The 23,637-nt window shown below is 73.1% G+C and carries 25 protein-coding genes; 20 read left to right on the top strand and 5 right to left on the bottom strand.

All coding sequences use genetic code 11. From position 1 onward, the window contains the following. The first annotated feature begins 38 nt into the window (after positions 1–38). From ABIB53_RS10375 to ABIB53_RS10325, 11 genes are all read left to right on the top strand, one after another. Positions 39–785, top strand: coding sequence for a helix-turn-helix transcriptional regulator (locus ABIB53_RS10375; RefSeq protein WP_354588099.1), 747 nt, complete (start codon positions 39–41; stop codon positions 783–785). Beyond that, complete coding sequence (gene sufB, locus ABIB53_RS10370; RefSeq protein WP_123091714.1) at positions 782–2,203, top strand: Fe-S cluster assembly protein SufB; 1,422 nt, start codon at positions 782–784, stop codon at positions 2,201–2,203. Before ABIB53_RS10375 ends, sufB begins: the two co-directional genes overlap by 4 nt. Further along, entirely contained in the window at positions 2,200–3,405 is a 1,206-nt protein-coding gene (sufD, locus tag ABIB53_RS10365; RefSeq protein WP_502914639.1) for a Fe-S cluster assembly protein SufD, read from the top strand. Before sufB ends, sufD begins: the two co-directional genes overlap by 4 nt. After that, complete coding sequence (locus tag ABIB53_RS10360) at positions 3,402–3,755, top strand: non-heme iron oxygenase ferredoxin subunit (RefSeq protein WP_123091716.1); 354 nt, start codon at positions 3,402–3,404, stop codon at positions 3,753–3,755. The genes sufD and ABIB53_RS10360 overlap by 4 nt, the downstream gene beginning before the upstream one ends. 50 nt (positions 3,756–3,805) lie before the next feature. Continuing rightward, a complete protein-coding gene (gene sufC, locus ABIB53_RS10355; RefSeq protein WP_068275960.1) occupies positions 3,806–4,564 on the top strand; it encodes a Fe-S cluster assembly ATPase SufC in 759 nt (252 codons plus the stop codon). Next, a complete protein-coding gene (locus ABIB53_RS10350; RefSeq protein ID WP_354588098.1) occupies positions 4,564–5,868 on the top strand; it encodes an aminotransferase class V-fold PLP-dependent enzyme in 1,305 nt (434 codons plus the stop codon). Before sufC ends, ABIB53_RS10350 begins: the two co-directional genes overlap by 1 nt. Continuing rightward, positions 5,868–6,335 carry a Fe-S cluster assembly sulfur transfer protein SufU gene (gene sufU, locus ABIB53_RS10345; protein WP_201466855.1) on the top strand — a complete coding sequence of 156 codons (468 nt, stop codon included), beginning with the start codon at positions 5,868–5,870 and terminating at the stop codon, positions 6,333–6,335. Before ABIB53_RS10350 ends, sufU begins: the two co-directional genes overlap by 1 nt. Next, positions 6,332–6,658 (top strand): metal-sulfur cluster assembly factor, encoded by a 327-nt coding sequence (locus ABIB53_RS10340; protein ID WP_068275952.1) that lies wholly within the window; start codon positions 6,332–6,334, stop codon positions 6,656–6,658. The genes sufU and ABIB53_RS10340 overlap by 4 nt, the downstream gene beginning before the upstream one ends. 39 nt (positions 6,659–6,697) lie before the next feature. Beyond that, entirely contained in the window at positions 6,698–7,849 is a 1,152-nt protein-coding gene (locus tag ABIB53_RS10335; RefSeq protein ID WP_354588097.1) for a serine hydrolase domain-containing protein, read from the top strand. After that, on the top strand, positions 7,842–8,393 hold the full coding sequence (locus tag ABIB53_RS10330; protein ID WP_354588096.1) for an acVLRF1 family peptidyl-tRNA hydrolase: 552 nt from the start codon (positions 7,842–7,844) through the stop codon (positions 8,391–8,393). The genes ABIB53_RS10335 and ABIB53_RS10330 overlap by 8 nt, the downstream gene beginning before the upstream one ends. A gap of 87 nt (positions 8,394–8,480) precedes the next feature. Beyond that, positions 8,481–10,496 (top strand): BNR-4 repeat-containing protein, encoded by a 2,016-nt coding sequence (locus tag ABIB53_RS10325; RefSeq protein ID WP_123091722.1) that lies wholly within the window; start codon positions 8,481–8,483, stop codon positions 10,494–10,496. A gap of 48 nt (positions 10,497–10,544) precedes the next feature. On the opposite strand, the gene ypfJ is transcribed toward ABIB53_RS10325, so the two are convergent. Next, positions 10,545–11,453, bottom strand: a complete 909-nt coding sequence (ypfJ, locus tag ABIB53_RS10320; protein ID WP_354588095.1) for a KPN_02809 family neutral zinc metallopeptidase — start codon at positions 11,451–11,453, stop codon at positions 10,545–10,547. Between the two features lie 169 nt (positions 11,454–11,622). Between ypfJ and ABIB53_RS10315 the strand changes: the two genes are divergently transcribed. The 7 genes from ABIB53_RS10315 to ABIB53_RS10285 all read left to right on the top strand — a co-directional run bounded on the left by ABIB53_RS10315 (position 11,623) and on the right by ABIB53_RS10285 (position 19,613). Next, positions 11,623–13,221 carry an ABC-F family ATP-binding cassette domain-containing protein gene (locus ABIB53_RS10315; protein ID WP_191681759.1) on the top strand — a complete coding sequence of 533 codons (1,599 nt, stop codon included), beginning with the start codon at positions 11,623–11,625 and terminating at the stop codon, positions 13,219–13,221. An 83-nt stretch (positions 13,222–13,304) separates the two neighbouring features. Further along, a complete protein-coding gene (locus tag ABIB53_RS10310) occupies positions 13,305–14,969 on the top strand; it encodes a nitrite/sulfite reductase (RefSeq protein ID WP_502914638.1) in 1,665 nt (554 codons plus the stop codon). Then, positions 14,966–15,148, top strand: coding sequence for a hypothetical protein (locus ABIB53_RS10305; protein WP_201466868.1), 183 nt, complete (start codon positions 14,966–14,968; stop codon positions 15,146–15,148). The genes ABIB53_RS10310 and ABIB53_RS10305 overlap by 4 nt, the downstream gene beginning before the upstream one ends. Continuing rightward, the gene (locus ABIB53_RS10300; protein WP_354588094.1) at positions 15,145–15,891 is read left to right on the top strand and encodes a phosphoadenylyl-sulfate reductase; all 747 of its coding nucleotides are present in this window, start codon (positions 15,145–15,147) and stop codon (positions 15,889–15,891) included. Before ABIB53_RS10305 ends, ABIB53_RS10300 begins: the two co-directional genes overlap by 4 nt. After that, positions 15,888–16,991 carry a uroporphyrinogen-III C-methyltransferase gene (gene cobA / locus ABIB53_RS10295; RefSeq protein ID WP_354588093.1) on the top strand — a complete coding sequence of 368 codons (1,104 nt, stop codon included), beginning with the start codon at positions 15,888–15,890 and terminating at the stop codon, positions 16,989–16,991. Before ABIB53_RS10300 ends, cobA begins: the two co-directional genes overlap by 4 nt. Next, the gene (locus tag ABIB53_RS10290; protein WP_354588092.1) at positions 16,988–17,671 is read left to right on the top strand and encodes a sirohydrochlorin chelatase; all 684 of its coding nucleotides are present in this window, start codon (positions 16,988–16,990) and stop codon (positions 17,669–17,671) included. The genes cobA and ABIB53_RS10290 overlap by 4 nt, the downstream gene beginning before the upstream one ends. Before the next feature lie 70 nt (positions 17,672–17,741). After that, positions 17,742–19,613: an ABC transporter ATP-binding protein gene (locus tag ABIB53_RS10285; RefSeq protein ID WP_123091973.1), complete on the top strand. Its 1,872-nt coding sequence runs from the start codon at positions 17,742–17,744 to the stop codon at positions 19,611–19,613. 140 nt (positions 19,614–19,753) lie between these two features. Here ABIB53_RS10285 and ABIB53_RS10280 read toward each other — a convergent pair whose 3' ends face one another. From ABIB53_RS10280 to ABIB53_RS10270, 3 genes are read right to left on the bottom strand one after another with little or no spacing between them, the layout of a single operon-like run. Further along, on the bottom strand, positions 19,754–20,593 hold the full coding sequence (locus tag ABIB53_RS10280; protein WP_354588091.1) for an SURF1 family cytochrome oxidase biogenesis protein: 840 nt from the start codon (positions 20,591–20,593) through the stop codon (positions 19,754–19,756). Continuing rightward, positions 20,590–20,820 (bottom strand): hypothetical protein, encoded by a 231-nt coding sequence (locus ABIB53_RS10275; RefSeq protein WP_251718810.1) that lies wholly within the window; start codon positions 20,818–20,820, stop codon positions 20,590–20,592. Before ABIB53_RS10275 ends, ABIB53_RS10280 begins: the two co-directional genes overlap by 4 nt. Then, on the bottom strand, positions 20,817–21,095 hold the full coding sequence (locus ABIB53_RS10270) for a DUF3099 domain-containing protein (RefSeq protein ID WP_354588090.1): 279 nt from the start codon (positions 21,093–21,095) through the stop codon (positions 20,817–20,819). Before ABIB53_RS10270 ends, ABIB53_RS10275 begins: the two co-directional genes overlap by 4 nt. A 153-nt stretch (positions 21,096–21,248) precedes the next feature. Between ABIB53_RS10270 and fabG the strand changes: the two genes are divergently transcribed. Both fabG and fabI read left to right on the top strand, forming a co-directional pair. Next, positions 21,249–21,971: a 3-oxoacyl-ACP reductase FabG gene (gene fabG, locus ABIB53_RS10265; protein ID WP_201466880.1), complete on the top strand. Its 723-nt coding sequence runs from the start codon at positions 21,249–21,251 to the stop codon at positions 21,969–21,971. Positions 21,972–22,030: 59 nt separating this feature from the next. Further along, the gene (gene fabI, locus ABIB53_RS10260; RefSeq protein WP_191564883.1) at positions 22,031–22,786 is read left to right on the top strand and encodes an enoyl-ACP reductase FabI; all 756 of its coding nucleotides are present in this window, start codon (positions 22,031–22,033) and stop codon (positions 22,784–22,786) included. A 115-nt stretch (positions 22,787–22,901) separates the two neighbouring features. Here the strand turns inward: fabI and serB are convergent, their stop codons facing one another. Further along, positions 22,902–23,588 carry a phosphoserine phosphatase SerB gene (gene serB / locus ABIB53_RS10255; protein WP_502914637.1) on the bottom strand — a complete coding sequence of 229 codons (687 nt, stop codon included), beginning with the start codon at positions 23,586–23,588 and terminating at the stop codon, positions 22,902–22,904. Positions 23,589–23,637: the final 49 nt, after the last annotated feature.

The following is a 23,637-nucleotide window of genomic DNA, read 5'->3' as shown; positions in this document are numbered from 1 at the left end:
CCTTTGTGACGCTCTCCCGATTTACGTAACATAGGTGTGTGGTTAATACGCGACGCGCGGCCCAGCCGCACGACCTCGGCCCTGCCGAGAGCGACGCGCGTACCCGCGACCGCGTCCTCGCGACCGTGAGCGAGCGAGGACCGATCACCGCGGCTCGTCTCGCCGCCGATCTCGGCCTCACCCCGCCCGGCGTGCGCCGGCACCTCGACCAGCTCGCCCTCGACGGTCTCGTCGAGGACCGCGACCCCGCGGCCAGCAAGCGCGGCCGCGGCCGGCCCGCCCGCGAGTGGGTCGTCACCGGCGCCGGGCACGACGTCCTGCCCGCGGGCTACGAGACCCTCGCCGGCGACGCGGTCCGCTTCCTCGCCGCCGCGGCCGGCCCGCAGGCCGTCGCCGACTTCGCCCGCGCCCGGATGGCCCGGGTCGAGGAGCGCTACGCGGCCGACGTCACCGCGGCCGGTCTCGACCCCCGTGCCCGCACCGAGGCGCTCGTCTCCGCCCTGCGCCGCGAGGGCTTCGCCGCCTCCGCCCGACCGGTGGGGGCCGGCGGTCTCGCCGGTGTCCAGCTGTGCCAGGGTCACTGCCCGGTGCAGCACGTCGCCGCCGAGTTCCCCGACTTCTGCGAGGCCGAGCGCGAGTCCTTCTCGCGACTGCTCGGCGTGCACGTCCAGCGCCTCGCCACGCTCGCGCAGGGCGACCACGTGTGCACGACCTTCGTACCCACCCCCGACATCCCCCCGTCCACCAGCTCGTCCACCCACCCTGAAGAGAGGGGCTCACGATGACCACGAACATCGAAGACCTCAACCCCGGCCTCAAGGACATCGGCCGCTACGAGTACGGCTGGGCCGACTCCGACACCGCCGGCGCCTCCGCGCAGCGCGGTCTGAGCCAGGCCGTCGTCGACGACATCTCCGGGCGCAAGAACGAGCCCGAGTGGATGCAGGCCCTGCGCCGCAAGTCCCTCGGCCTGTTCGAGAAGAAGCCGATGCCGAGCTGGGGCAGCGACCTCACGGGCATCGACTTCCAGAACATCAAGTACTTCGTGAAGTCGACGGAGAAGCAGGCCACGAGCTGGGAGGACCTGCCCGAGGACATCAAGGCGACCTACGACCGGCTCGGCATCCCCGAGGCGGAGAAGCAGCGTCTCGTCGCCGGTGTCGCCGCGCAGTACGAGTCCGAGGTCGTCTACCACCAGATCCGCGAGGACCTGGAGGAGAAGGGCGTCATCTTCGTCGACACCGACAGCGGGCTGCGCGAGCACGAGGACCTCTTCCGCGAGTACTTCGGCACCGTCATCCCCGCCGGCGACAACAAGTTCGCCGCGCTCAACACCGCGGTGTGGTCGGGCGGCTCCTTCATCTACGTGCCCCCGGGCGTCCACGTCGACATCCCGCTGCAGGCCTACTTCCGGATCAACACCGAGAACATGGGCCAGTTCGAGCGGACGCTGATCATCGCCGACGAGGGCAGCTACGTGCACTACGTCGAGGGCTGCACCGCCCCGATCTACAAGACCGACAGCCTGCACAGCGCCGTCGTCGAGATCGTCGTGAAGAAGAACGCCCGCGTGCGCTACACGACGATCCAGAACTGGAGCAACAACGTCTACAACCTCGTCACCAAGCGCGCGACGTGCGCCGAGGGCGCGACGATGGAGTGGATCGACGGCAACATCGGCTCCAAGGTGACGATGAAGTACCCGGCCGTCTTCCTCATGGGCGAGCACGCCCGGGGCGAGACCCTGTCCATCGCCTTCGCCGGCGAGGGCCAGCACCAGGACGCGGGCAGCAAGATGGTCCACGCCGCCCCGAACACCTCGAGCACGATCGTCAGCAAGTCCGTCGCCCGTGGCGGCGGCCGCACGAGCTACCGCGGTCTCGTCCAGGTCCTCGAGGGCGCGACGAACTCGAAGGCCTCCGTGGTCTGCGACGCGCTGCTCGTCGACACGATCAGCCGGTCCGACACCTACCCCTACGTCGACGTCCGCGAGGACGACGTTCAGATGGGTCACGAGGCGACCGTCTCGAAGGTCTCCGACGACCAGCTCTTCTACCTCATGTCCCGCGGGATGAGCGAGGAGGAGGCGATGGCGATGATCGTGCGCGGCTTCGTCGAGCCCATCGCCAAGGAGCTGCCGATGGAGTACGCCCTCGAGCTCAACCGCCTCATCGAGCTGCAGATGGAAGGAGCAGTGGGTTGAGCCTGCTGACGCAGAACCCGAGCACCCCCAACCCGAGGGCGCACAGCCACGGCGGCCCGGTGGTCCCGGACCAGTCGCGGGCGGAGCGCACGCGCTCCTTCGACCCCGCGGACTTCGCGGTCCCCACGGGCCGCGAGGAGGACTGGCGCTTCACGCCGGTCGCCGACCTGCACTCGCTGCTCGGCGGCGAGTCGACGGGCGGTGCGCTCTCCCGCGAGGAGGCGCTGCCCGAGGGCGTGACCACCTCGGTCATCACCTCGGAGCAGGCCCGTGAGCTCGGCGCGCCCGAGCCGGCCGACCGCGCCGCGGTCCTCGCCTCGAGCGCGTCCGACGGGGTCCTGCACCTGCAGGTCCCCGCCGATGCCGACGTGTCCGCGCCGGTGCACCTGCGCCTGTCCGGCGACGGCGGCACCGCCTACGGCCACGTCCTCGTCACCGTCGGCCGCTTCGCCCGCGCGACGGTCGTCGTCGAGCACACCGGCGACGCGCGCTACAGCGAGCTGCTGAGCGTCGTCACCGGCGACGGCTCCGACCTCACCCTCGTGAGCACCCAGGAGTGGGCCGACAGCGCCCAGCACCTGGCGCAGCACGACGTCGTCGTCGGCCGTGACGCCCGCGTGCGTCACATCGCCGTCACCCTCGGCGGTGGCGTCGTGCGGCTGAGCACGAACGCGACCTACGCCGGCCCCGGGGCCAGCTTCGAGGGTCTGGGCGTCTACTTCGCCGACAGCGGCCAGCACCTCGAGCACCGGCTCTTCGTCGACCACGAGGCCCCGCACTGCACGAGCAACGTCGAGTACAAGGGCGCCCTGCAGGGCGAGACCGCTCGCACCGTGTGGGTCGGCGACGTCCTCATCCGTGCGGCGGCCGAGGGCACCGACACCTACGAGCTCAACCGCAACCTCCTGCTCACCGACGGCGCCCGGGCCGACTCCGTCCCCAACCTCGAGATCGAGACCGGTGAGATCGCCGGTGCCGGCCACGCCTCGACGACGGGCCGGCTCGACGCGCAGCACCTCTTCTACCTCCAGTCCCGCGGGATCCCGGTGGAGGAGGCCCGTCAGCTCGTCGTGCGCGGCTTCTTCGCGAGCACGATCGGGCGGATCGGCGTCCCCGAGGTCACCGAGCGCATCATGGGTGCGATCGAGGCCGAGCTCGCCGGGGCCGACCTCAGCTCGCTCGCCCCCGCGGACGCCTCGTGAGCGCCGTCGCCGAGCCGACGTACGGCGAGCCCGTCCACGTCTGCCACCGGGACGACCTGCCCGAGACCGGGGCCGCCCAGGCCGAGGTCGACGGCCGGCTCGTCGCGATGATCCGCACCGAGGACGGCGCGATCCACGCGATCGACGACACGTGCACCCACGCGGCCGTGTCGCTGTCCGAGGGCGAGCTCGAGGGCTGCCAGCTCGAGTGCTGGCTCCACGGCTCGACCTTCGACGTGCGCACCGGCCAGCCCTCCGGGCTGCCGGCGACGATCCCCGTCGCCGTCCACCAGGTCAGCGTCGACGAGACCGGTGCGGTCTACGTCGCCCTGGCCACCGGCCGCCGCTGAGCGGCCCACCGACATCCCCCTTCGCACGACACGAGAGAAGTGAGCACCGCATGAGCACCCTCGAGATCCGCGACCTGCACGTCAGCGTCGACACCGAGGACGGCCCCAAGGAGATCCTCAAGGGCGTCACGCTGACGATCCGCAGCGGCGAGACCCACGCGATCATGGGCCCCAACGGCTCGGGCAAGTCCACCCTGGCCTACTCCATCGCCGGGCACCCGAAGTACACCGTCACCTCCGGCACCGTGACCCTCGACGGCGACGACGTCCTCGCGATGTCGGTCGACGAGCGTGCCCGCGCCGGGCTCTTCCTCGCGATGCAGTACCCCGTCGAGGTCCCCGGCGTCACGGTGAGCAACTTCCTGCGCACCGCGAAGACCGCCGTCACCGGTGAGGCGCCGAAGCTGCGCACCTGGGTCAAGGACGTCAAGGGAGCGATGGAGGGTCTGAAGATGGACTCCGCCTTCGCCGAGCGCAACGTCAACGAGGGCTTCTCCGGCGGCGAGAAGAAGCGCCACGAGATCCTCCAGATGGAGCTGCTCGAGCCGAAGTTCGCCGTCCTCGACGAGACCGACTCCGGTCTCGACGTCGACGCGCTGCGCATCGTCTCCGAGGGCGTCAACCGCGCCAAGGAGGCCACCGGCTCCGGTGTCCTGCTCATCACGCACTACACCCGGATCCTGCGCTACATCACGCCGGACCACGTCCACGTCTTCGTCGACGGCGCGATCGCCGAGCAGGGTGGCCCCGAGCTCGCCGACGAGCTCGAGGCGAACGGCTACGACCGGTTCATCACCGCGAGCGCCTGATGACCGGCCTCCTCGACGAGCGGGAGCTCGCCGCCCTGCGCGGCGAGTTCCCCATCCTCGGGCGGACGGTGCGCGACGACAAGCCGCTGGTCTACCTCGACTCCGGCGCGACCTCGCACAAGCCGCTCGCCGTCCTCGACGCCGAGCGCGACTTCCTCGTCACGGCCAACTCGGCCCCGCACCGTGGGGCGCACGCGCTCTCGGAGGAGGCCACCGAGGCCTACGAGGACGCCCGGCGCGTCGTCGCCCGCTTCGTCGGCGGCCGTGAGGACGAGGTCGTCTTCACCAAGAACGCGACCGAGGCGCTCAACCTCGTCGCGTACGCCTTCAGCAACGCCGCGCACAGCGACATCCCCGGTCACGAGCGCTTCGTGCTCGGGCCCGGCGACGAGGTCCTCGTCACCGAGATGGAGCACCACGCGAACCTCGTGCCGTGGCAGGAGCTGTGCCGGCGCACCGGGGCGACCCTGCGCTGGATCGGCGTCACCGACGAGGGCCGGCTCGACCTCACCGACCTCGGCGAGCTCGTCACGCAGCGCACGAAGGTCGTCGCCCTCACCCACGTGAGCAACGTCCTCGGCACGGTCAACCCCGTGCGCGAGGTCGCCGACGCCGCGCATGCCGTGGGCGCGCTCGTCGTCGTCGACGCCTGCCAGTCGGTGCCGCACCTGAGCATCGACGTGAGCACGCTCGGCGCCGACTACATCGCCTTCTCCGGGCACAAGGTCTACGGGCCGTCCGGCATCGGCGTGCTGTGGGGCCGCTCCGAGCTGCTCGCGGCGATGCCGCCCTTCCTCACCGGCGGCTCGATGATCGAGACCGTCCACATGGAGCGCTCGACGTACGCGCCCCCGCCCACCCGCTTCGAGGCCGGCGTGCCCATGACGAGCCAGGCGATCGGTCTCGGCGCCGCGCTGCGCTGGGTCGAGGGCATCGGCATGGACCGCATCGCGGCCCACGAGCAGGCCCTGACCCAGCTCGTCCTCGACGGTCTCGCCGAGCGCCCCTGGGTCCGCGTCGTCGGCCCGACGGACATGATGCACCGCGGCGCGGCCGTGGCCTTCGTCGTCGACGGCGTCCACGCGCACGACGTCGGGCAGATCCTCGACGACTCCGGTGTTGCAGTGCGTGTGGGTCACCACTGCGCCTGGCCGCTGCACCGCCGGTACGGCATCGCGGCCTCCGCGCGGGTCTCGCTCGCCGTCTACAACACCCCCGGCGAGGTCGAGGCCTTCCTCACCGCCCTCGACCGCATCCCCGCGGTCTTCGGCATCGACACGACGACAGGGAGCGTCTCCGTCTGATGGACCTCTACCAAGAGCTGATCCTCGAGCACAGCAAGCGCCCGCACGGTGCTGGGCTGCGCGAGGGGCACGACGCCGAGGTGCACCACGTCAACCCCACGTGCGGTGACGAGGTCACCCTTCGGGTGCACGTCGAGGGCGCCGGCGCCGACGCCCGGATCGCCGACATCTCCTACGAGGCGACCGGGTGCTCGATCTCGACCGCGTCGACCTCGATCCTGGCCACCGAGGTGACCGGGGAGGAGATCGCCGAGGCGATGCGCACCCACGCCGCGATGCGGCACATGCTCACGAGCAAGGGGGAGGACCCCGGCGACGAGGAGGTCATCGGCGACGGCGTCGCCCTGGCCGGCGTCGCGAAGTACCCCGCGCGCGTCAAGTGCGCGCTGCTGGGCTGGATGGCCCTCACCGACGCCCTCGCCCAGGCGGGCGTCGACGTCACCGCGACCGAAGGAGAGCAGGCATGAGCACGACGCAGACCCCCGCCAACGTGGCCGACGTCGAGGAGGCCCTGCGCGACGTCGTCGACCCCGAGCTCGGCATCAACGTCGTCGACCTCGGTCTCGTCTACGGCATCACCGTCGACCCGCAGAACCACGCCGTGGTCGACATGACACTCACCTCGGCGGCCTGCCCGCTGACCGACGTCATCGAGGACCAGGTGGCCCAGGCCGTCGACGGCCTTGTCGCCGGCCACCGCATCAACTGGGTGTGGATGCCGCCGTGGGGCCCGGACAAGATCACCGACGACGGCCGCGAGCAGCTGCGCGCCCTCGGCTTCAACATCTGAGCGCTCGCCGCGCGCGCGTGGCGCTGGCAGGCTGAGCGGATGAGCGAGCTCGCCGACGTCCTGCAGCGCCACGTCGACGACGGCGTCCTCGTCGGGGCGGTGGCGGCCGTCGGCCCCGCCGCCCCGACGCACGACGGGGGAGCCCGGCCGGTCGCCGCCGGACGGATGTCGCTCGACGGACCGCCGATGCCGCCCGACGCGGTGATGAGGGTCCAGTCGATGACGAAGGTCGTCCTCGCCGCGGCCGTGCTGCGGCTCGTCGAGGCCGACGGGCTGCGCCTCGATGACGAGGTCGCCCGCTGGCTGCCCGAGCTCGCCGACCCCCAGGTGCTCGAGCACCCCGGTGCGACCCTGGACCGGACGGTCCCGGCCGAGCGCGCGGTCACCGTGCGCCACCTCCTCACGTGCACCAGCGGCTACGGCATCGTCGACGAGACCAGCCCGCTCGGCGCGGCGATGGAGCGCTTCGAGCTCGCCGCTGGCCCTCGGCCGTGGGCGCTCGACGCGAGCACCTGGGTGGAGCGCCTCGGTGCGCTCCCGCTCGTCGGGCAGCCCGGCGAGGTCTGGCGCTACCACCACTCCTTCGGGCTGCTCGGCGTGCTGCTGTCGCGGCGCGCCGGCCGCCCCCTCCACGAGCACCTCCGCGAGGTCCTCCTCGACCCGCTGGGGATGCCCGACACCGGCTCGTGGGTGCCGCAGGACCAGCTGCACCGGCTCCCCGCCGCCTACCGGTGGGACGACGCCCTCGTCGAGACCGACCCCCTCCACGCCGGCTCGTACGCCGGCGACCCCGGCCGCGACGTGAGCCACGGCGAGCTCGTCTCCACGGCCGCCGACGTCCTCGCGCTGCTGCGCATGCTCCACGACGGTCGCGACGCCCAGGGGCACCCCTTCGTCGGTGACGAGCTGCGTCGTCTCATGCGCACCGACACCGTCCCCGACCGGGCCAAGACCCCTGAGAGCTTCCCGTACTCCGAGCGCTTCTGGAAGGGCACCGGCTGGGGGTTGGGCGTCGGCATCCGCACCGCCGGCCCCGGTGCGGGGCGCTTCGGCTGGACCGGTGGGCTGGGCACCGACTGCTGGCTCGACCCCTCGGGCTGGTGCGGCGTCGCGCTCGTCCAGACCGAGATCTCGCCCCCCGTCATGGGGCTGCTGGGCGATGTCGACGCGATCGCCGACCCCCGTGCCTGAGCGCGTCGTCGAGGTCGACCCGCAGCGCTACCCGCGGTGGCGCGAGCGCTTCGAGGAGAGCAACGCGCAGCGGGCGCAGGACGAGCGCCAGGAGGTCGTCGCGGTCGAGGTCTTCGAGCACGACCCGCTCGCGCTGCTCCTCGTGCGCCGCGGCGGCTACGGCGTCGGCGTGGCCGTCGGTCCCGAGCTCGTCGCGCACAAGGTCGGCACCCGCTACGTGCAGTCCCGCACGAAGAAGGGCGGGTGGTCCCAGCAGCGCTACGCCCGCCGTCGCGGCAACCAGGCCGACGAGCTGGTCGGCGCCTGCGGCGACCACGCGGCCCGGGTCCTGGCCGCCCTGCCCGACGGGGCGAAGGAGGTCCGCGGTCTCGTCCTCGGGGGAGACCGGGCGCTGCTCGCCCAGCTCCTCGAGGACCCGCGGCTGCGCCCCCTTCGCGAGCTGCCACGTCGTGAGCTGCCCGACCTGCCCGACCCCCGCCTGACCGTCCTGCAGGACGCCCTGCGCCGCGCACGTCACGTGAGGATCACGATCCGCGACCCCTGACGACGAGGGTCGCAGGGCACGCACTACCGTGCCCTGCGGAGCCGACGACCTGGGACGGTCGCGGCCGCAGCCAGGGGAGATCACGCAGTGCGCCGTCGGACCACCACCATGCTCGTCGCCGTGCTCGGCACCGCGCTGCTCGGCCTCGCGCCGGCGGCGCCCGGTCGGGCAGCCGGACCCGACCCGCTGCCCGAGCCGTACATGACCCGAGGTGACGTCGCCCGTGGCGCGCTGAGCTCGACCCGCCAGCCGGTCGTCCGCGCGCGCACGGTCGCGCCCCGGCGCACCGCGACGTCGACGCGGACCGCTCGGGTCGTCACGTCCTCGGCGTGGTCGTGGTACATGGACCCCCGGGTGCTCGGCACGTCGACGGCGACCTACCTCTCGAGCGTGCGCAACAACGGCGACATCCAGGTGACTCGCGTCGCGCGCGGCAGCGCCGAGCTCTCCCACGCCGTCCTGCACGCCCGCTTTCAGCCCGACGACCACAACGCCCCGTCGCTCACCGAGCTGCCGGACGGCCGCATCGCCGCCTTCTGGAACGGTCACGCGGCGGTGCCGGCGCGCTACCGGGTCACCGAGCAGGCGGGGGACGTCACGACCTTCGGACCCACCCAGCGCCTCGTCGGCTCCGGGCTGGAGCGCGACCGGGTGACGTACACGGTGATGCTCCAGCTGAGCGAGGGCGCCTACCGCTACCACCTCTTCACCCGCCGGGCGGTGGACAACGCCTGGGTGATGACGCGCAGCAAGGACCTCGTGCGGTGGACCCCCGCGGTGCGCCTCTTCGACCACCCCACCCGCGAGAACGCGCCCTACCCGAAGTTCGTCACCGACGGGCGGCGCACCATCCACGTCGCCGTCTCCGACACGATGGCGACGCCGACCCAGCTGAGCTCGATGTACCACCTCACGCTCGCCGACGGGGTCTTCCGTCGCAGCGACGGCTCGACGATCCGCACGCTGAGCGAGGTCGCCGGGTCCGGGGGCGCGGCGCCGCGGCCGATCGACCCGCGCGAGGCCACGCTCGTCTACGACGGGCGCAGCGCCGACGGCCGGGCCCGGATCTACGACATCGCCCTCGACGCCGCGGGGCGGCCGGCGCTCGTCCTCACGACGGGCGACGTCGCCACCGACATGTGGACCTACAAGTGGTTCCGCCTCGGCGCCGGCGGCTGGGCCGCGACGACCCTCGACCGGGCCCCCGGCCCGCAGCCGTCCGGCATCACGATGCGCCACGACGACCCCGGTCGGGTCTTCCTCGTCCAGGGACCCGGGTCGGTCGGGGAGCGCGAGCTCGTCGAGTACCGCACGGCGGACGAGGGCCAGACCTGGCAGCGACGACCGGTGACGTCCGGCTCGACCCAGGGCAACCGCACGCCGGCGACCCCCTGGGGAGCCCAGGACGGGCCGGTCGACGTCGCCTGGCTGGCCGGTCCGTACACGACCTTCAACAACGGCCTGTGGGACACCACGGTGACGATGTCGACGAGCGACCCCGCCCCGGTCGACCTCACCTCGACCTGGCCGATCGGGTGGGCCCGCGGGAAGGGGATCACGAGCACGATCACCGAGGGCGTCGGTGGCCGCGGCCTGCCCGGGGTGCGCGCCCGGCTCATGGCCCGGCTGCCGGGGCAGCCGGAGCGGGCGATGAGCAGCCGGCTCACCGGAGCCGACGGGAGCGTGCACCTCGCCGTCAACCGCTACTACCCCCGGGGCACCCGCGTGCGCGTCGACGTGCCGTCCGCCGGCGGCTGGGGGAGCGCGACGACGACGGCTGCGGCCGTCGAGACCGACACGACGGCGATCGACCTCGACTCGACGTGGCGCACCGGCTGGGACCGCGGGGTCGGCGTCTCCGCCTCCGTCACCGCCCGGCGCGACGGCTCGCCGCGCGCCGGCACCCCCGCCTGGCTCCTCGTGCGCAAGCCCGGCACGGACCAGCAGGAGTTCCGCACGGGCAGCCGGCTCACCGACGCGGCCGGGTCGGTCCACCTCCCGGTGAACCGGTACTACCCGAAGGGGACGCGCGTGCGCCTCCATGTGCCGGCCCAGGCGCCCTGGGGCTCGGCCACGAGCTCGTCGCACCGGACCGGCAGCTGAGCCGAGGCGTCACGCGCCGCGGCCCCGCGGGCTCACGGGGTCACGGGCTCACGGGTTCTCGGGGTCGCTGACCTCGAAGGTGTCGCAGTCGTTGATGCTCTGGGCCTTCATCCCCTTGATGAACCAGCCCTGGCGGGCCTTGGCCGACCCGTGGGTCCAGTCCTCGGGGTTGACCTGGCCGCTCGACTTCTTCTGGATCTCGTCGTCGCCGACGGACTTCGCGGCGCCGAGCGCGTTGCGGATCTGCTCGTCCGTGGGCTCCTCGAGCAGCGTGACGCCGTTCGCGTCCTTCGTGCCGCTCGCGTCCTGGACCCACATGCCGGCGAAGCAGTCGGCCATGAGCTCGACGCGCACCGCGCCGGAGTCGGCGCCGCGCGGGTCCTTCTGCGACTCCTCGAGGACGCCGTAGAGGTTCTGCACGTGGTGCCCGTACTCGTGGGCGAGGATGTACAGCTCGGCGAGCGGGCCGTCCTCGGCGCCGAGCTGGCTCTCCATGATCGAGAAGAAGTCGGTGTCGATGTAGATGCCGCGGTCGAGGGGGCAGTAGAAGGGACCGACCTGGTTGCTCGCGGTGCCGCACTGCGACTGGGTCGTGCCGGAGTACACGTTGAGCTTCGCGGGCGGGAAGTCCTGGCCCTGCTTGTCCAGGGCCGCCTTCATCTGCGGCTGGTTGCTCCAGAAGTCGTAGAGGCTGTTCTCGCCGCCGACCATCCGGCACTTCGCGCTGCGGTTCGCGTCGGCGCCGGTCTTGCACTCCTCGAAGCCCTGGCTCTGGCCGCCGCCCTGGGGGTCGGTCCCGCCGCCGTCGCCCCCGGGCAGACCGCCGCCGAAGAAGAGCGAGAGCACGAGCACGATGAGCCCGAGGAGCCCACCGCCGGCGACCACCGGACCGCGGCCGCCGCCCCCTCCGCCGCCCATCCGGGAGGTGTCGAGGGACGCGTTGTCGTTGAAGCTCATCGAGGGTGCCCTTCCGAGGCCGCGGGCAGGCCGGTCGGCCCGCCGTGAGTGCCGCTTAGACTAGACCTCGGTGGACCCGTGACGAGGCTTGCAGCCCCGCCGTCCGCCGACCCGCCCGCACCGCCGACGAAGGGGGCGCGGGTCCCCCTTCGCCCCCGCCAGGAGACCCATGATCACCGCCACGTCCGTGGAGCTGCGCGCCGGCTCGCGCATCCTCCTCGAGGAGGCGAGCTTCCGGGTCGCCGCGGGTGACCGCGTCGGTCTCGTCGGGCGCAACGGCGCCGGCAAGACCACCCTGACGAAGGTCATCGCCGGGCAGACCCAGGCGGCAGCGGGGACGATCCACTCCAGCGGCGAGGTCGGCTACCTGCCGCAGGACCCCCGCACCGGAGACCTGAGCATCACCGCGCGCCAGCGCATCCTCTCGGCCCGCGGCCTCGACACGATCGTCACCGAGCGCTCCCGCGCCGAGCAGCGGATGGCCAGCGCGGACACCGAGACGATGGAGAAGGCGATGCGCGCCTACGCCCGTCTCGACGCGGAGTTCGACGCCGCGGGCGGGTACGCCGCGGAGTCGGAGGCGAGCGCGATCGCCTCCGCCCTCAACATCGACGCGCACCGGATGGACCAGCCGCTGGAGACCCTCTCCGGTGGTCAGCGCCGTCGCGTCGAGCTCGCGCGGATCCTCTTCAGCGGGGCCGAGACGCTGCTGCTCGACGAGCCGACGAACCACCTCGACGCCGACTCCATCGCCTGGCTGCGCGACCACCTCAAGGGCTACAAGGGCGGGCTGATCATCATCAGCCACGACGTCGAGCTGCTCGAGGTCGTCGTCAACCGCGTCTTCCACCTCGACGCCAACCGCTGCGAGCTCGACCAGTACAACATGGGCTGGAAGGCCTACATCCAGGCCCGCGAGACCGACGAGCGCCGCCGCAAGCGCGAGGTCGCCAACGCCCAGAAGAAGGCCGGCGCCCTCATGGAGCAGGCCGAGAAGATGCGGGCCAAGGCGACGAAGGCCGTCGCCGCCCAGCAGATGATCCGGCGCGCCGAGCGGATGCTCGCCGGTGTCGAGGGGGAGCGGACCCAGGACAAGGTCGCCAAGCTGCGCTTCCCCGAGCCGGCGGCGTGCGGGCGCACCCCGCTGCGGGCAAGCGGGCTGTCGCGCAGCTACGGCAGCCAGGAGATCTTCACCGACGTCGACCTCGCCATCGACCGGGGGAGCAAGGTCGTCGTCCTCGGGCTCAACGGCGCGGGCAAGACGACCCTGCTGCGGATGCTCGCCGGCGTCGACGCCCCCGACACCGGGCAGGTCGAGCCGGGCCACGGGCTCAAGCTCGGCTACTACGCCCAGGAGCACGAGAACCTCGACGTCGACCGCTCGGTGCTCGACAACATGAAGTCGGCCGCGCCGGACCTCGGCGAGACCGACGTGCGCAAGGTGCTCGGCTCCTTCCTCTTCACGGGCGAGGACGTCGAGAAGCCGGCCGGTGTGCTCTCCGGCGGCGAGAAGACCCGGCTCTCGCTCGCGCTGCTCGTCGTCTCGAGCGCCAACGTCCTGCTCCTCGACGAGCCGACGAACAACCTGGACCCGGCGAGCCGGGCCGAGATCCTCGGCGCGCTCTCGACGTACAAGGGCGCGGTCGTCCTCGTGACCCACGACGAGGGGGCCGTCGACGCCCTCCAGCCCGAGCGGATCCTGCTGCTCCCGGACGGCGTCGAGGACCTCTGGGGCGCGGACTACCGCGACCTCGTGGGCCTCGCCTGACGCCCGGCCGGAGGTCGTCCAGCGGCCGTCCAGCGCATAAGACGCGATTATGGGTGACATAACACGAGGTTTATCCTGAGGCGGTGACTGTGACGCGACCCGAGCGACCGACCCGCACGAAGGCCACCGGTGCCTGGGCCGACGGGGACCGCACCCCGCTCAACCACAACGAGGAGTTCAAGCAGGCGGACGACGGCCTCAACGTCCGCCAGCGGATCCTCGACACGTACAGCCGCGAGGGCTTCGCCTCGATCGCGCCGGACGACCTCACCGGGCGGATGCGCTGGTGGGGCCTGTACACCCAGCGCAAGCAGGGCCTCGACGGCACCCACACGGGTGAGGACGGGCTCGACGACGAGTACTTCATGATGCGCATCCGCTCCGACGGCGGCGCCCTGTCGGTCGAGCAGCTGCGAGCCGTCGCCGACATCAGCACCGACTTCGCCCGCGACACCGCCGACATCTCCGACCGGCAGAACATCCAGCTGCACTGGATCCGGGTCGAGGACGTGCCCGCGATCTGGGAGCGCCTCGAGGCCGTCGGCCTCGGCTCGACCCAGGCGTGCGGCGACGTGCCCCGCGTCGTCCTCGGCTCGCCCGTCGCGGGCATCGCCGCCGACGAGGTGGTCGACGGCACCCCCGCGGTCGAGGAGATCCTCTCGCGCTACCTCGGCAGCCCGGAGTACTCGAACCTGCCGCGCAAGTTCAAGACCGCGATCTCCGGCAGCCCGAGCCTCGACGTCGCGCACGAGATCAACGACGTGTCCTTCGTCGGGGTGGAGCACCCCGAGCTCGGCCCCGGTTTCGACCTGTGGGTCGGCGGCGGGCTGTCGACGAACCCGATGTTCTCGCAGCGGCTGGGCACCTTCGTCACCCTCGAGGAGGTCGCGGAGGTCTGGGCCGGCGTCTGCGGCATCTTCCGCGACCACGGCTACCGCCGGCTGCGCAACCGCGCCCGGCTGAAGTTCCTCATGGCCGACTGGGGCCCCGAGCGCTTCCGCGACGTCCTCGAGCAGGACTACCTCGGCCGTGCGCTGCCCGACGGCCCGGCCCCCGAGGTGCCCGGCGACCTGCGCCGCGACCACGTCGGCGTCCACCAGCAGCAGGACGGTCGGGTCTGGGTCGGCGTCGCGCCGGTCGGCGGCCGCGTGAGCGGCACGACCCTGCACGCCGTCGCGGACGCCGCCGAGGCGGCCGGCTCGGGCCGGGTGCGCCTCACCCCGCACCAGAAGCTGCTCGTCCTCGACGTCGACCCGGCCGCCTCCGACGAGCTCGTCGCGACCCTCGACGGGCTCGGCCTGCCCGCGCGGCCCAGCGAGTGGCGGCGGGGCGTCATGGCGTGCACGGGCATCGAGTTCTGCAAGCTCGCGCTCACCGAGACCAAGGCACGCGCCCGGTGGACCGTCGAGCAGCTCGAGGAGCGCCTGCCCGAGATGGACGTGCCCTTCTCGATCCACCTCAACGGGTGCCCCAACTCGTGCGCCCGCAGCCAGGTCGCCGACATCGGCCTCAAGGGGATGGTGGCGAAGGGGGAGGACGGCGAGGTCGTCGAGCTCTACCAGGTCCACCTCGGTGGCGCGCTCGGCGTCGAGCCCGCGCTGGCCCGCAAGACCCGCGCCCTGAAGGTGCGCGCCGACGAGCTGCCCGACTACGTCGAGCGGGTCTCGCGCACCTACCTCGCGCAGCGCGAGCCGGGCGAGTCCTTCGCCCTGTGGGCGCGGCGCGCCGACGAGGACGACATCCGGTGAGCCGGGTCACCCCCGTCTACCACTGCCCGTTCTGCGCCGAGCAGGACCTGCGTCCCGCGCCCGAGCCCTCGGGCGCGTGGGTCTGCGGGTCGTGCGTGCGCGTCTTCTCCGTCACCCTGCACGGCAGCGACCGCGACCTCGCGGCGCCGCTCAGCTCGCCCCCCGAGGAGCCGTCATGACCGAGCCCGTCCGCACCCCCGAGCCGCCCGCCCGCAGTGCCGCCGACGAGGCGCAGCACCGGTTCGCCGCGCTCGAGGCCGAGCGCGGGGACACCTACGAGGGCCGCGTCGAGCTCGCCCGCGAGACCCTGCGCTGGGCGCACGAGACGTACGGCGCGGGTCTGACGACCGCGTCGTCGATGGGCGACGAGGTGCTCGTGCACCTCCTCGGCACGACCCTCACGGGCGCCGACGTCTTCTTCCTCGACACCGGCTACCACTTCGCCGAGACCCTCGGAACCCGCGACGCCTACGAGGCGATGCTCCCGGTGCAGATCCGCACGATCCTGCCGCGGCTCACCGTCGCCGAGCAGGACGCGGAGCACGGCCCGCGGCTGCACGACCGCGACCCCAACGCGTGCTGCGCCATGCGGAAGGTCGAGCCGATGAACCGCGCGCTCGAGGGCTACGACGCCTGGGTGACCGGCATGCGCCGTGAGGACGCCCCGACCCGCTCCGACATCGAGCTCGTCGGCTGGGACGACCGCCGCGGCATGGCCAAGCTCAACCCCATCGCCGGGTGGGCCCAGGACGACGTCGACCGCTACGTCGACGAGCACGGGGTCTTCCTCAACCCCCTTCGTCAGAGCGGCTACGCCTCCATCGGCTGCGCGCCGTGCACCCGACCGGTCGCCGAGGGCGAGGACGCCCGCGCCGGGCGCTGGTCGGGCACCGACAAGGTCGAGTGCGGCCTGCACACGTGAGCGGGGGCGGCTACCGCCTCGGCCTGGACCTCACCGACCGGCTCGTCCTCGTCGTCGGGGGCGGGCCGGCTGCGGTGCGCGAGGTCGGAGCCTGCCTCGACGCGGGTGCCCGAGTGCTCCTCGTCGCGCCCCAGGTCGACCCCGGGCTCGCCGGGCGGGACGGGCTGACCTGGCGGGCCGCCCCCTTCGACCCCGCCGACCTCTCCGGACCGGACCGCGTCTGGCTCGTCCACGCGGCGACCGGCGACCCGACGACCGACGGCGCCGTGGCCCGGGCTGCCGAGGAGGCGGGCGTCTGGTGCGTGCGTGCCGAGCCCGAGCCCCAGGCGGCTCGCGGGCACGGGGACGGGCGGGTCGGGCGCGTCGCCCTCGTCGGCGGCGGGCCGGGCGCGCCGGATCTCATCACCGTGCGCGGCGCCCGGCTGCTCGCCGAGGCCGACGTCGTCGTCACCGACCGGCTCGGACCGGTCGACCTGCTCGCCGACCTGCCGGCGCACGTCGAGGTCGTCGACGTCGGCAAGCACCGCGACCGTCACCCCGTCCCGCAGGACCGGATCAACGAGATCCTCGTCGACCGTGCCCGCCGCGGGCTCGACGTAGTGCGGCTCAAGGGGGGCGACCCCTTCGTCCTCGGCCGCGGGGGAGAGGAGGCGCTGCACTGCGCCGCCCACGGCATCGCCGTCGAGGTCGTCCCCGGGATCACGAGCGCGATCTCCGTGCCCGCGGCCGTCGGCATCCCGGTGACCCATCGCGGTATCACGACCTCCTTCGTCGTCGCGTCGGCGCACGAAGGTGCCGGCCCGTCGCTCGACGGGCTGCGCGACGCGCCGCAGGACGCGACCCTCGTCCTGCTCATGGGGGTCACCGCGCTGGGCCGGACCGCCGCCGACCTCGTCGCCGCGGGCCGTGCCCCCGGCACCCCCGTCGCGATCGTCGAGCGCGGGTGGATGCCCGGCCAGCGGGTCACCCGCACCACCCTGTCGCGGGCGGCTGCGGACGCCCAGGCCGAAGGGGTGCGTGCCCCCGCCGTCGTCGTCGTCGGCGAGGTGGTCACCGTGCCGGAGCGAGCGGCGCAGCTCCTGGCAGGCTCTGAGGCATGACGACCGTCCTGCTCGCCCACGGCTCGTCCGACCCGCGGCACCGCGAGGGGATCGAGGCGGTCGCCGACGGCCTGCGCTCGGCGCGGCCCGGCACGCCGGTCCGCGTGGCCTACCTCGAGACCGACGAGCCGTCGGCGGCCGTGCTCGGCCGTGACCTCACCGGTGACGTCGTCGTCGTGCCGATGCTCATCACCCCGGCGTACCACGCGCGCACCGACGTGCCCCGGGCGGCGCGTGAGCTCGCCGCCGGGGGTGCCCAGGTCCGGGTCACCGACCCCCTCGCACCGCACCCCCTGCTCCTCGACGCGGTCGTCGAGCGGCTGGCCTCGTCGGGGCACGCCCCGGACCAGGGCACCGACGTCCTGCTCGTCGCGGGCGGCAGCTCCGACGGCACCGCGAGGCGGTCCCTCGACGAGCTGCTCGTCGACCACACGCCGCCCGGGTGGGGCCGGTGGCGGGGCACGACGTTGCGCGAGCCGGAGGTCGTCGCGGAGGCGGTCGGGCAGGCCGCGCAGGCCGGTCACCGGCTCGTCGTCCTCGCCTTCACCCTCGCCGAGGGCGTCCTGCACGACGCCGCCGAGCGTCTCGCCGCCGAGCACGGGGCCGACTTCGTGCGCGGGGGCCTGGGCCGGACCCGCTCGGTCGTCGAGCTCGTCGCGCTGCGGGCCACCCCGGCTTGACCTCACCTGCACCTGAGGTCGCACGCTGGTCGGCGTCGTCGGTGGTGAGAGGGATGATGAGTGGGTGAGCATGACGAGCTGGCAGCTGATGCGCTCGATGACCCAGGACGCGGGCGCGACACGATCGCCGCTCCCGCCCGGCACGGGTCGTCGGGTGCTCTCGTACGCGCGGGGCATGAGCGGCACCATCGCCGCCTTCCTCGTGCTCGTCGCGCTGTCGTCGAGCACGGTGGTCGCGGCTCCGCTCATCCTCGGGCGTCTCGTCGACGACGGCATCACCCCCCAGCGGCGCGACGTCGTCGTCGGGCTCGCCCTGCTCGTCGCGCTCGTCGCCGTCGTCGAGGCGGTGACGACGATCGCCCAGCGCTGGTACTCCGCGCGGATCGGCGAGGGGCTCATCTACCGGCTGCGCACCCAGGTCTTCGAGCACGTGCTCGCCCAGCCCATCGCCTTCTTCACCCGGGCGCAGACCGGGGCGCTCGTCACCCGGCTCAACACCGACGTCATCGGCGCGCAGAGCGCCTTCACCTCCGTGCTGTCGAGCGTCGTGAGCAACGTCATCTCGCTCGTGCTCATCATCGGCGCGATGGCGCTGCTGTCGTGGCAGCTCACCCTCGCCTCGCTCGCGCTCGTGCCCTTCTTCATCCTGCCGGCGCGGTGGATGGGCCGGCGTCTGGCCGTGCTCACCGCCGAGCAGATGGGGCACAACGCCGACCTCGGCACCCAGATGACCGAGCGCTTCAACGTCGGCGGGGCCCTGCTCGTGAAGATCTTCGGCCACCCCGAGCACGAGCTCGCCGAGTACGACAGCCGGGCGTCGCGGGTGCGCGACATCGGCGTCGTCATCGCCGTCAACCGCGCGCTCTTCTTCGTCCTGCTCACCTTCATCGCGGCGCTCGCGACGGCGATGGTCTACGGGGTCGGCGGGATCATGGCGGTCGACGGCACGCTGTCGGTCGGCACGCTGCTCGCGCTCGCCGCCCTGCTCGGACGCCTCTACGGCCCGCTGACGGCGATCTCCAACGTGCGCGTCGACATCCTCACGACCCTCGTCTCCTTCGCCCGCCTCTTCGAGGTGCTCGACCTGCGTCCGAGCATCCAGGAGCGCGAGGGCGCGCGGGACCTCCCGCAGGGTGACGCCCTCGACGTCGAGCTCGACGACGTCCACTTCGCCTACCCCTCCGCCGACGAGGTCTCGCTCGCCTCGCTCGAGGCCCGGGCGACCGGGGACCGTGCCGGGTCCGGCGAGATCCTGCGCGGCGTGAGCCTCGACGCCCCGGCCGGCACCCTCACCGCCCTCGTCGGGCCGAGCGGGGCGGGCAAGACGACGCTCACGGCGCTCGTCGCCCGCCTCTACGACCCGACGGCGGGCGCGGTCCGGGTCGGCGGGGTCGACCTGCGCGACGCCACGCTGCGCTCGCTGCACGACAGCGTCGCCGTCGTCACCCAGGACGCCCACCTCTTCCACGACACCATCCGCGGCAACCTGCTCTTCGTGCGGCCCGAGGCCACCGACGAGCAGATGGAGCAGGCGCTGCGGGCCGCGCAGATCTGGCACCTCGTCGAGTCGCTGCCGTCGGGGCTCGACACGGTCGTCGGCGACCGCGGGCACCGCCTCTCCGGCGGCGAGAAGCAGCGCCTGGCGATCGCCCGCCTCCTGCTCAAGGCCCCGGCGGTCGTCGTCCTCGACGAGGCCACGGCCCACCTCGACAGCGAGTCCGAGGCGGCGGTCCAGCGGGCGCTCGAGATCGCCCTCGCCGGGCGCACGTCGATCGTCATCGCCCACCGGCTGAGCACGATCCGCGGCGCCGACCAGATCCTCGTCGTCGACGGCGGCGAGATCGCCGAGCGCGGCACGCACCACGAGCTGCTCGCCCGGGGCGGGCTGTACGCCGACCTCTACCGCACCCAGTTCGCCGAGGCCGACGCGCCGGTGGGCTGAGCCCGGGTCGAGGTATCAGGCGGTGCTGGGGCTCGTCCGGACACCTCGACCCGCGGGCGGGCCGAGGACCGCGCTGCGAGTCGAGGTACCAGGGGGTGCTGGGGCTCGTCCGGACACCTCGACCCGACCGGGCTGACGGGTCAGCCGTCCTCCTCGTCCCAGATCCGCACCTTCGCGCGGCGGGGCGGGGGAGCGGGTGCGGTCTCGTCGGGCACCTGCTCGTCCTCGAGCGCGGCCGCGGCGTCGCGCTCCTCGCGCCGCACGAAGAACCAGATGAGGACGAAGACCGCGGGGATGACGAGCCACCACTGGATCGCATAGGCCATGTGCGGGCCCGTGCCCGTGTCGGGGGCGTCGAGGTCGAGGGGCGTCGGGTCCGCAGCGGGCTGCTCCTGCTGCCGCACGACGTACCCGCCGAGCAGGGCCTGGTCGCCCCACTCCTGCGATGCCTCGGCGAGGTTGATGCTCGAAAGCTGGCCGGGGATCGGGTCGCGGTCGAGGGATCGCTCGCCCTGACGCACCCACCCCGTCACCTCGACCTGCCCCGAGGGCGGGGCCGGCACGTCGGGACGCACCTCGGCCCCCTCGTCGGAGTTGGGGATCCAGCCGCGGTCGACGACGAGCACCGAGCCGTCGTCGAGCTCGAGCCGTGAGAGCACCTCGTAGCCGTACACGCCGTCCCGGGGCCGGTTGCGGGCGAGCAGGTCGCCGTCGAGGTACTCGCCGCGGGCCTGCACCCGGGTCCACTCCCGCTCGAGGGGCACCGGCGAGGCACCGAGCACCTCGCCCACCGGCTGAGCGGGCGCCGCGTAGTGGCGCTCGATGCGGTCGGCTCGAGCAGCCTTGTCCTCGTAGCGGCCCCACTGCCACTGCCCGAGGTAGTAGCAGGCGACGGCGACGAGGGCCGCGACGAGCCACCAGCGCAGCCACGCCGGGGCGACGGCCCGGCGCAGCACGGCCCGGTGCTCGGCGACGCTCATGCCCACGGGTGCCCCTCGGGCGGGATCGCGTCGAGCTCGGCGAGGCGGACGGGGAAGCCACGCACCGAGAGGTGCTCGTGCAGCGTGCTCGTGTGCTCCTCGCAGGCCAGCCAGACCTTGCGCCTCGTCTCGTCGTGCAGCCGGGGGTTGCGCCACACGACGGCACGCACGGCAGCCCGGCGACACCCCTTCGCGCTGCAGACGAGCGGCTCGTCCGCCGGGCTCATCGGGTGATCTGTGCCCGGTCGACCGGTCCCGCCGAGGACATCGGGGTCCCGCGCCGCGGGCCGACCGCGTTGGCGACGACGACGGCGACGTAGGGCAGCAGGACGGCGAGGACGACGCAGGTCCAGCGCAGCCAGCCCTCGAAGAGGTAGGCCATGACGAAGCACGCGGTGCGCAGCGCCATCGTCAGCAGGTAGTTGCGGGTGCGGCGACGCCGGTCCACCGAGGCGGGCGGGGCCGCGCTCGTGACCGAGGCGACGTCGGGGGCGTGGGGCACCTCGTCAGCGTACGCCGCGATCCTGGGCGTCCACGGCGCGAGGCGGCTTCACCTACCAGGCGGTAGTGCTCTAGCGTCGGGCAGTGACGCACGGCACAGGCGGTGCGTCATCGACCTGACCGACGCGACACGAGAGCGAGGCGGAGCGCCGCCATGGCAGCGACACCCACCCCGAGGCGGGTCCTGGTGACCGGTGGCAACCGAGGCATCGGTCGGGCGGTCGCCGACCGGCTCGTCGCCGACGGTCACCGCGTCGTCGTCACCTCGCGCTCCGGCGACGCCGTCGAGGGCCTCGACGTCGTGGCCTGCGAGGTCGGCGACAGCAGCTCGGTCGACGCCGCCTTCACCGCGGCCGAGGAGATCCTCGGGGGCAGCGTCGAGGTGCTCGTCGCCAACGCCGGCATCACGAACGACACCCTCCTCATGCGGATGACCGAGGACGACTTCTCGCGGGTGGTCGACACCAACCTCACCGGCGCCTTCCGCTGCGTGCGCCGAGCGACGACGGGGATGGTCAAGGGCCGCTTCGGCCGTGTCGTCCTCGTCTCGAGCGTCGTCGGCCTCTACGGCTCTCCCGGACAGGTCAACTACGCCGCGAGCAAGGCCGGCCTCGTCGGCATGGCCCGCTCCATCACCCGCGAGCTCGGCGCCCGGGGCATCACCGCCAACGTCGTCGCACCGGGCTTCGTCGAGACCGACATGACCGCCGAGCTCGCCGAGAAGACCCAGGCCGAGTACAAGGCGGCCATCCCGGCCCGCCGCTTCGCCCAGCCGGGCGAGGTCGCCGGGGCGGTCTCCTTCCTCGCCTCCGACGACGCCGGCTACATCTCCGGCGCGGTCATCCCCGTCGACGGCGGCCTCGGCATGGGCCACTGACCCGCGTCACCCGACCCATCCCCTTCGTCACCGACCCACCCCCCTGCGAAAGGCGCACCATGCTCACCGGCAAGACCTTCCTCATCACCGGCGTCCTCATGGAGTCCTCCATCGCCTTCCACGTCGCGAAGATCGCGCAGGAGCAGGGGGCGAAGGTCATCCTCACGAGCTTCGGGCGCACGATGCGCATCACCCAGACCATCGCGCGGCGCCTGCCCGAGACCGCGCCGGTCATCGAGCTCGACGTCACCGACCAGGAGCACCTCGACAGCCTCGCCGAGCGCCTCGGCGAGCACTGCGAGCAGCTCGACGGGGTGCTGCACTCGATCGGCTTCGCGCCGGAGGGCGCCTTCAACTTCCTCGAGGCCGGATGGGAGGACGTGAGCACGGCGCTGCACGTCTCCGCCTACTCGCTCAAGGCGCTCGCCGTCGCGGCGCTGCCGCGGATGAGCGCGGGCGGCTCGGTCGTCGGCCTCACCTTCGACGCCTCCTTCGCCTGGCCGGTCTACGACTGGATGGGCGTCGCGAAGGCGGCCTTCGAGTCGACCAACCGCTACCTCGCGCGTGACCTCGGCCCGAAGGGCGTGCGCTGCAACCTCGTCGCCGCCGGCCCGATCCGCACGACCGCCGCGAAGTCGATCCCCGGCTTCGAGCAGTTCGAGGAGAGCTGGGACAGCCGTGCGCCGCTCGGCTGGGACGTCGGCGACCCGGTGCCCACCGCCCGCGCGTGCGTCGCGCTGCTCTCCGACTGGTTCCCCGCGACGACGGGCGAGATCCTCCACGTCGACGGCGGCGTCCACGCGATGGGTCTGTAGCCCCCGCGCGCATACCTCAGCTCTCCCGCCCAGGGCGGGAACATGCGACCTCGGGAAGGAAATGTTCTTTCCCGAGGTCGAGCTTTCCCGCCCTGGGCGGAAAAGTGGAGCCCCGTCAGCGAAGGGGGAGCGAGCCCTCGTCGTCGGGGGACCGCTCTGCGGTGAGGCCCAGGGCATCCAGGACCAGGGCGAGGTCGGGCTCGTCGACGCGCACGTCGGCGGCGTCGCGCAGCGCCGGCTTGGCGCAGAAGGCCACACCGGTGCCTGCTGCCGCGATCATGTCGAGGTCGTTGGCCCCGTCGCCCACGGCGACCGTGCGCTCGAGCGGCACGCCCGAGGCGGCGGCGAGCTCGTGCAGGAAGGCGGCCTTGGCCTGCCGGTCGACGACCGGGCCGTCGACGCGGCCGGTGAGACGGCCCCCTTCGGCCTCGAGGCGGTTGGCCCGCACGTGCTCGATGCCCAGCGCCGCGGCGAGCGGCTCGACGACCTCGACGAAGCCCCCGGAGACCAGCCCGACCGGCCAGCCGCGCTCGCGGAAGGCGCCGACGAGAGTGCGTGCACCCGGGGTGAGCGGCACAGCGGCGCGGACGTCGTCGAGGACCGAGACCGGCAGGCCGGCGAGGGTCGCGACCCGGGCGTGCAGGCTCTGCGCGAAGTCGAGCTCGCCGCGCATCGCTGCCTCGGTCACCGCGGCGACCTCGTCACGCGTGCCGGCGTGCTCGGCGACGAGCTCGATGACCTCGGCCTGGATGAGGGTGGAGTCGACGTCCATGACGAGCAGCATCGGGGCGGTGGTGTCCACGAGCGGCGACGCTAGCCGAGCCGCCGCACGCGCCGACCGCCCGTCCGCG

Origin of the sequence: Janibacter sp. UYMM211, from assembly GCF_040547045.1 — a bacterium.
In the GTDB taxonomy this organism is placed as follows: Bacteria; Actinomycetota; Actinomycetes; order Actinomycetales; family Dermatophilaceae; genus Marihabitans; species Marihabitans melonis.
The sequence above is the reverse complement of the archived record's forward strand: the minus strand, read 5'-3'. Positions and strand labels throughout refer to the sequence as shown.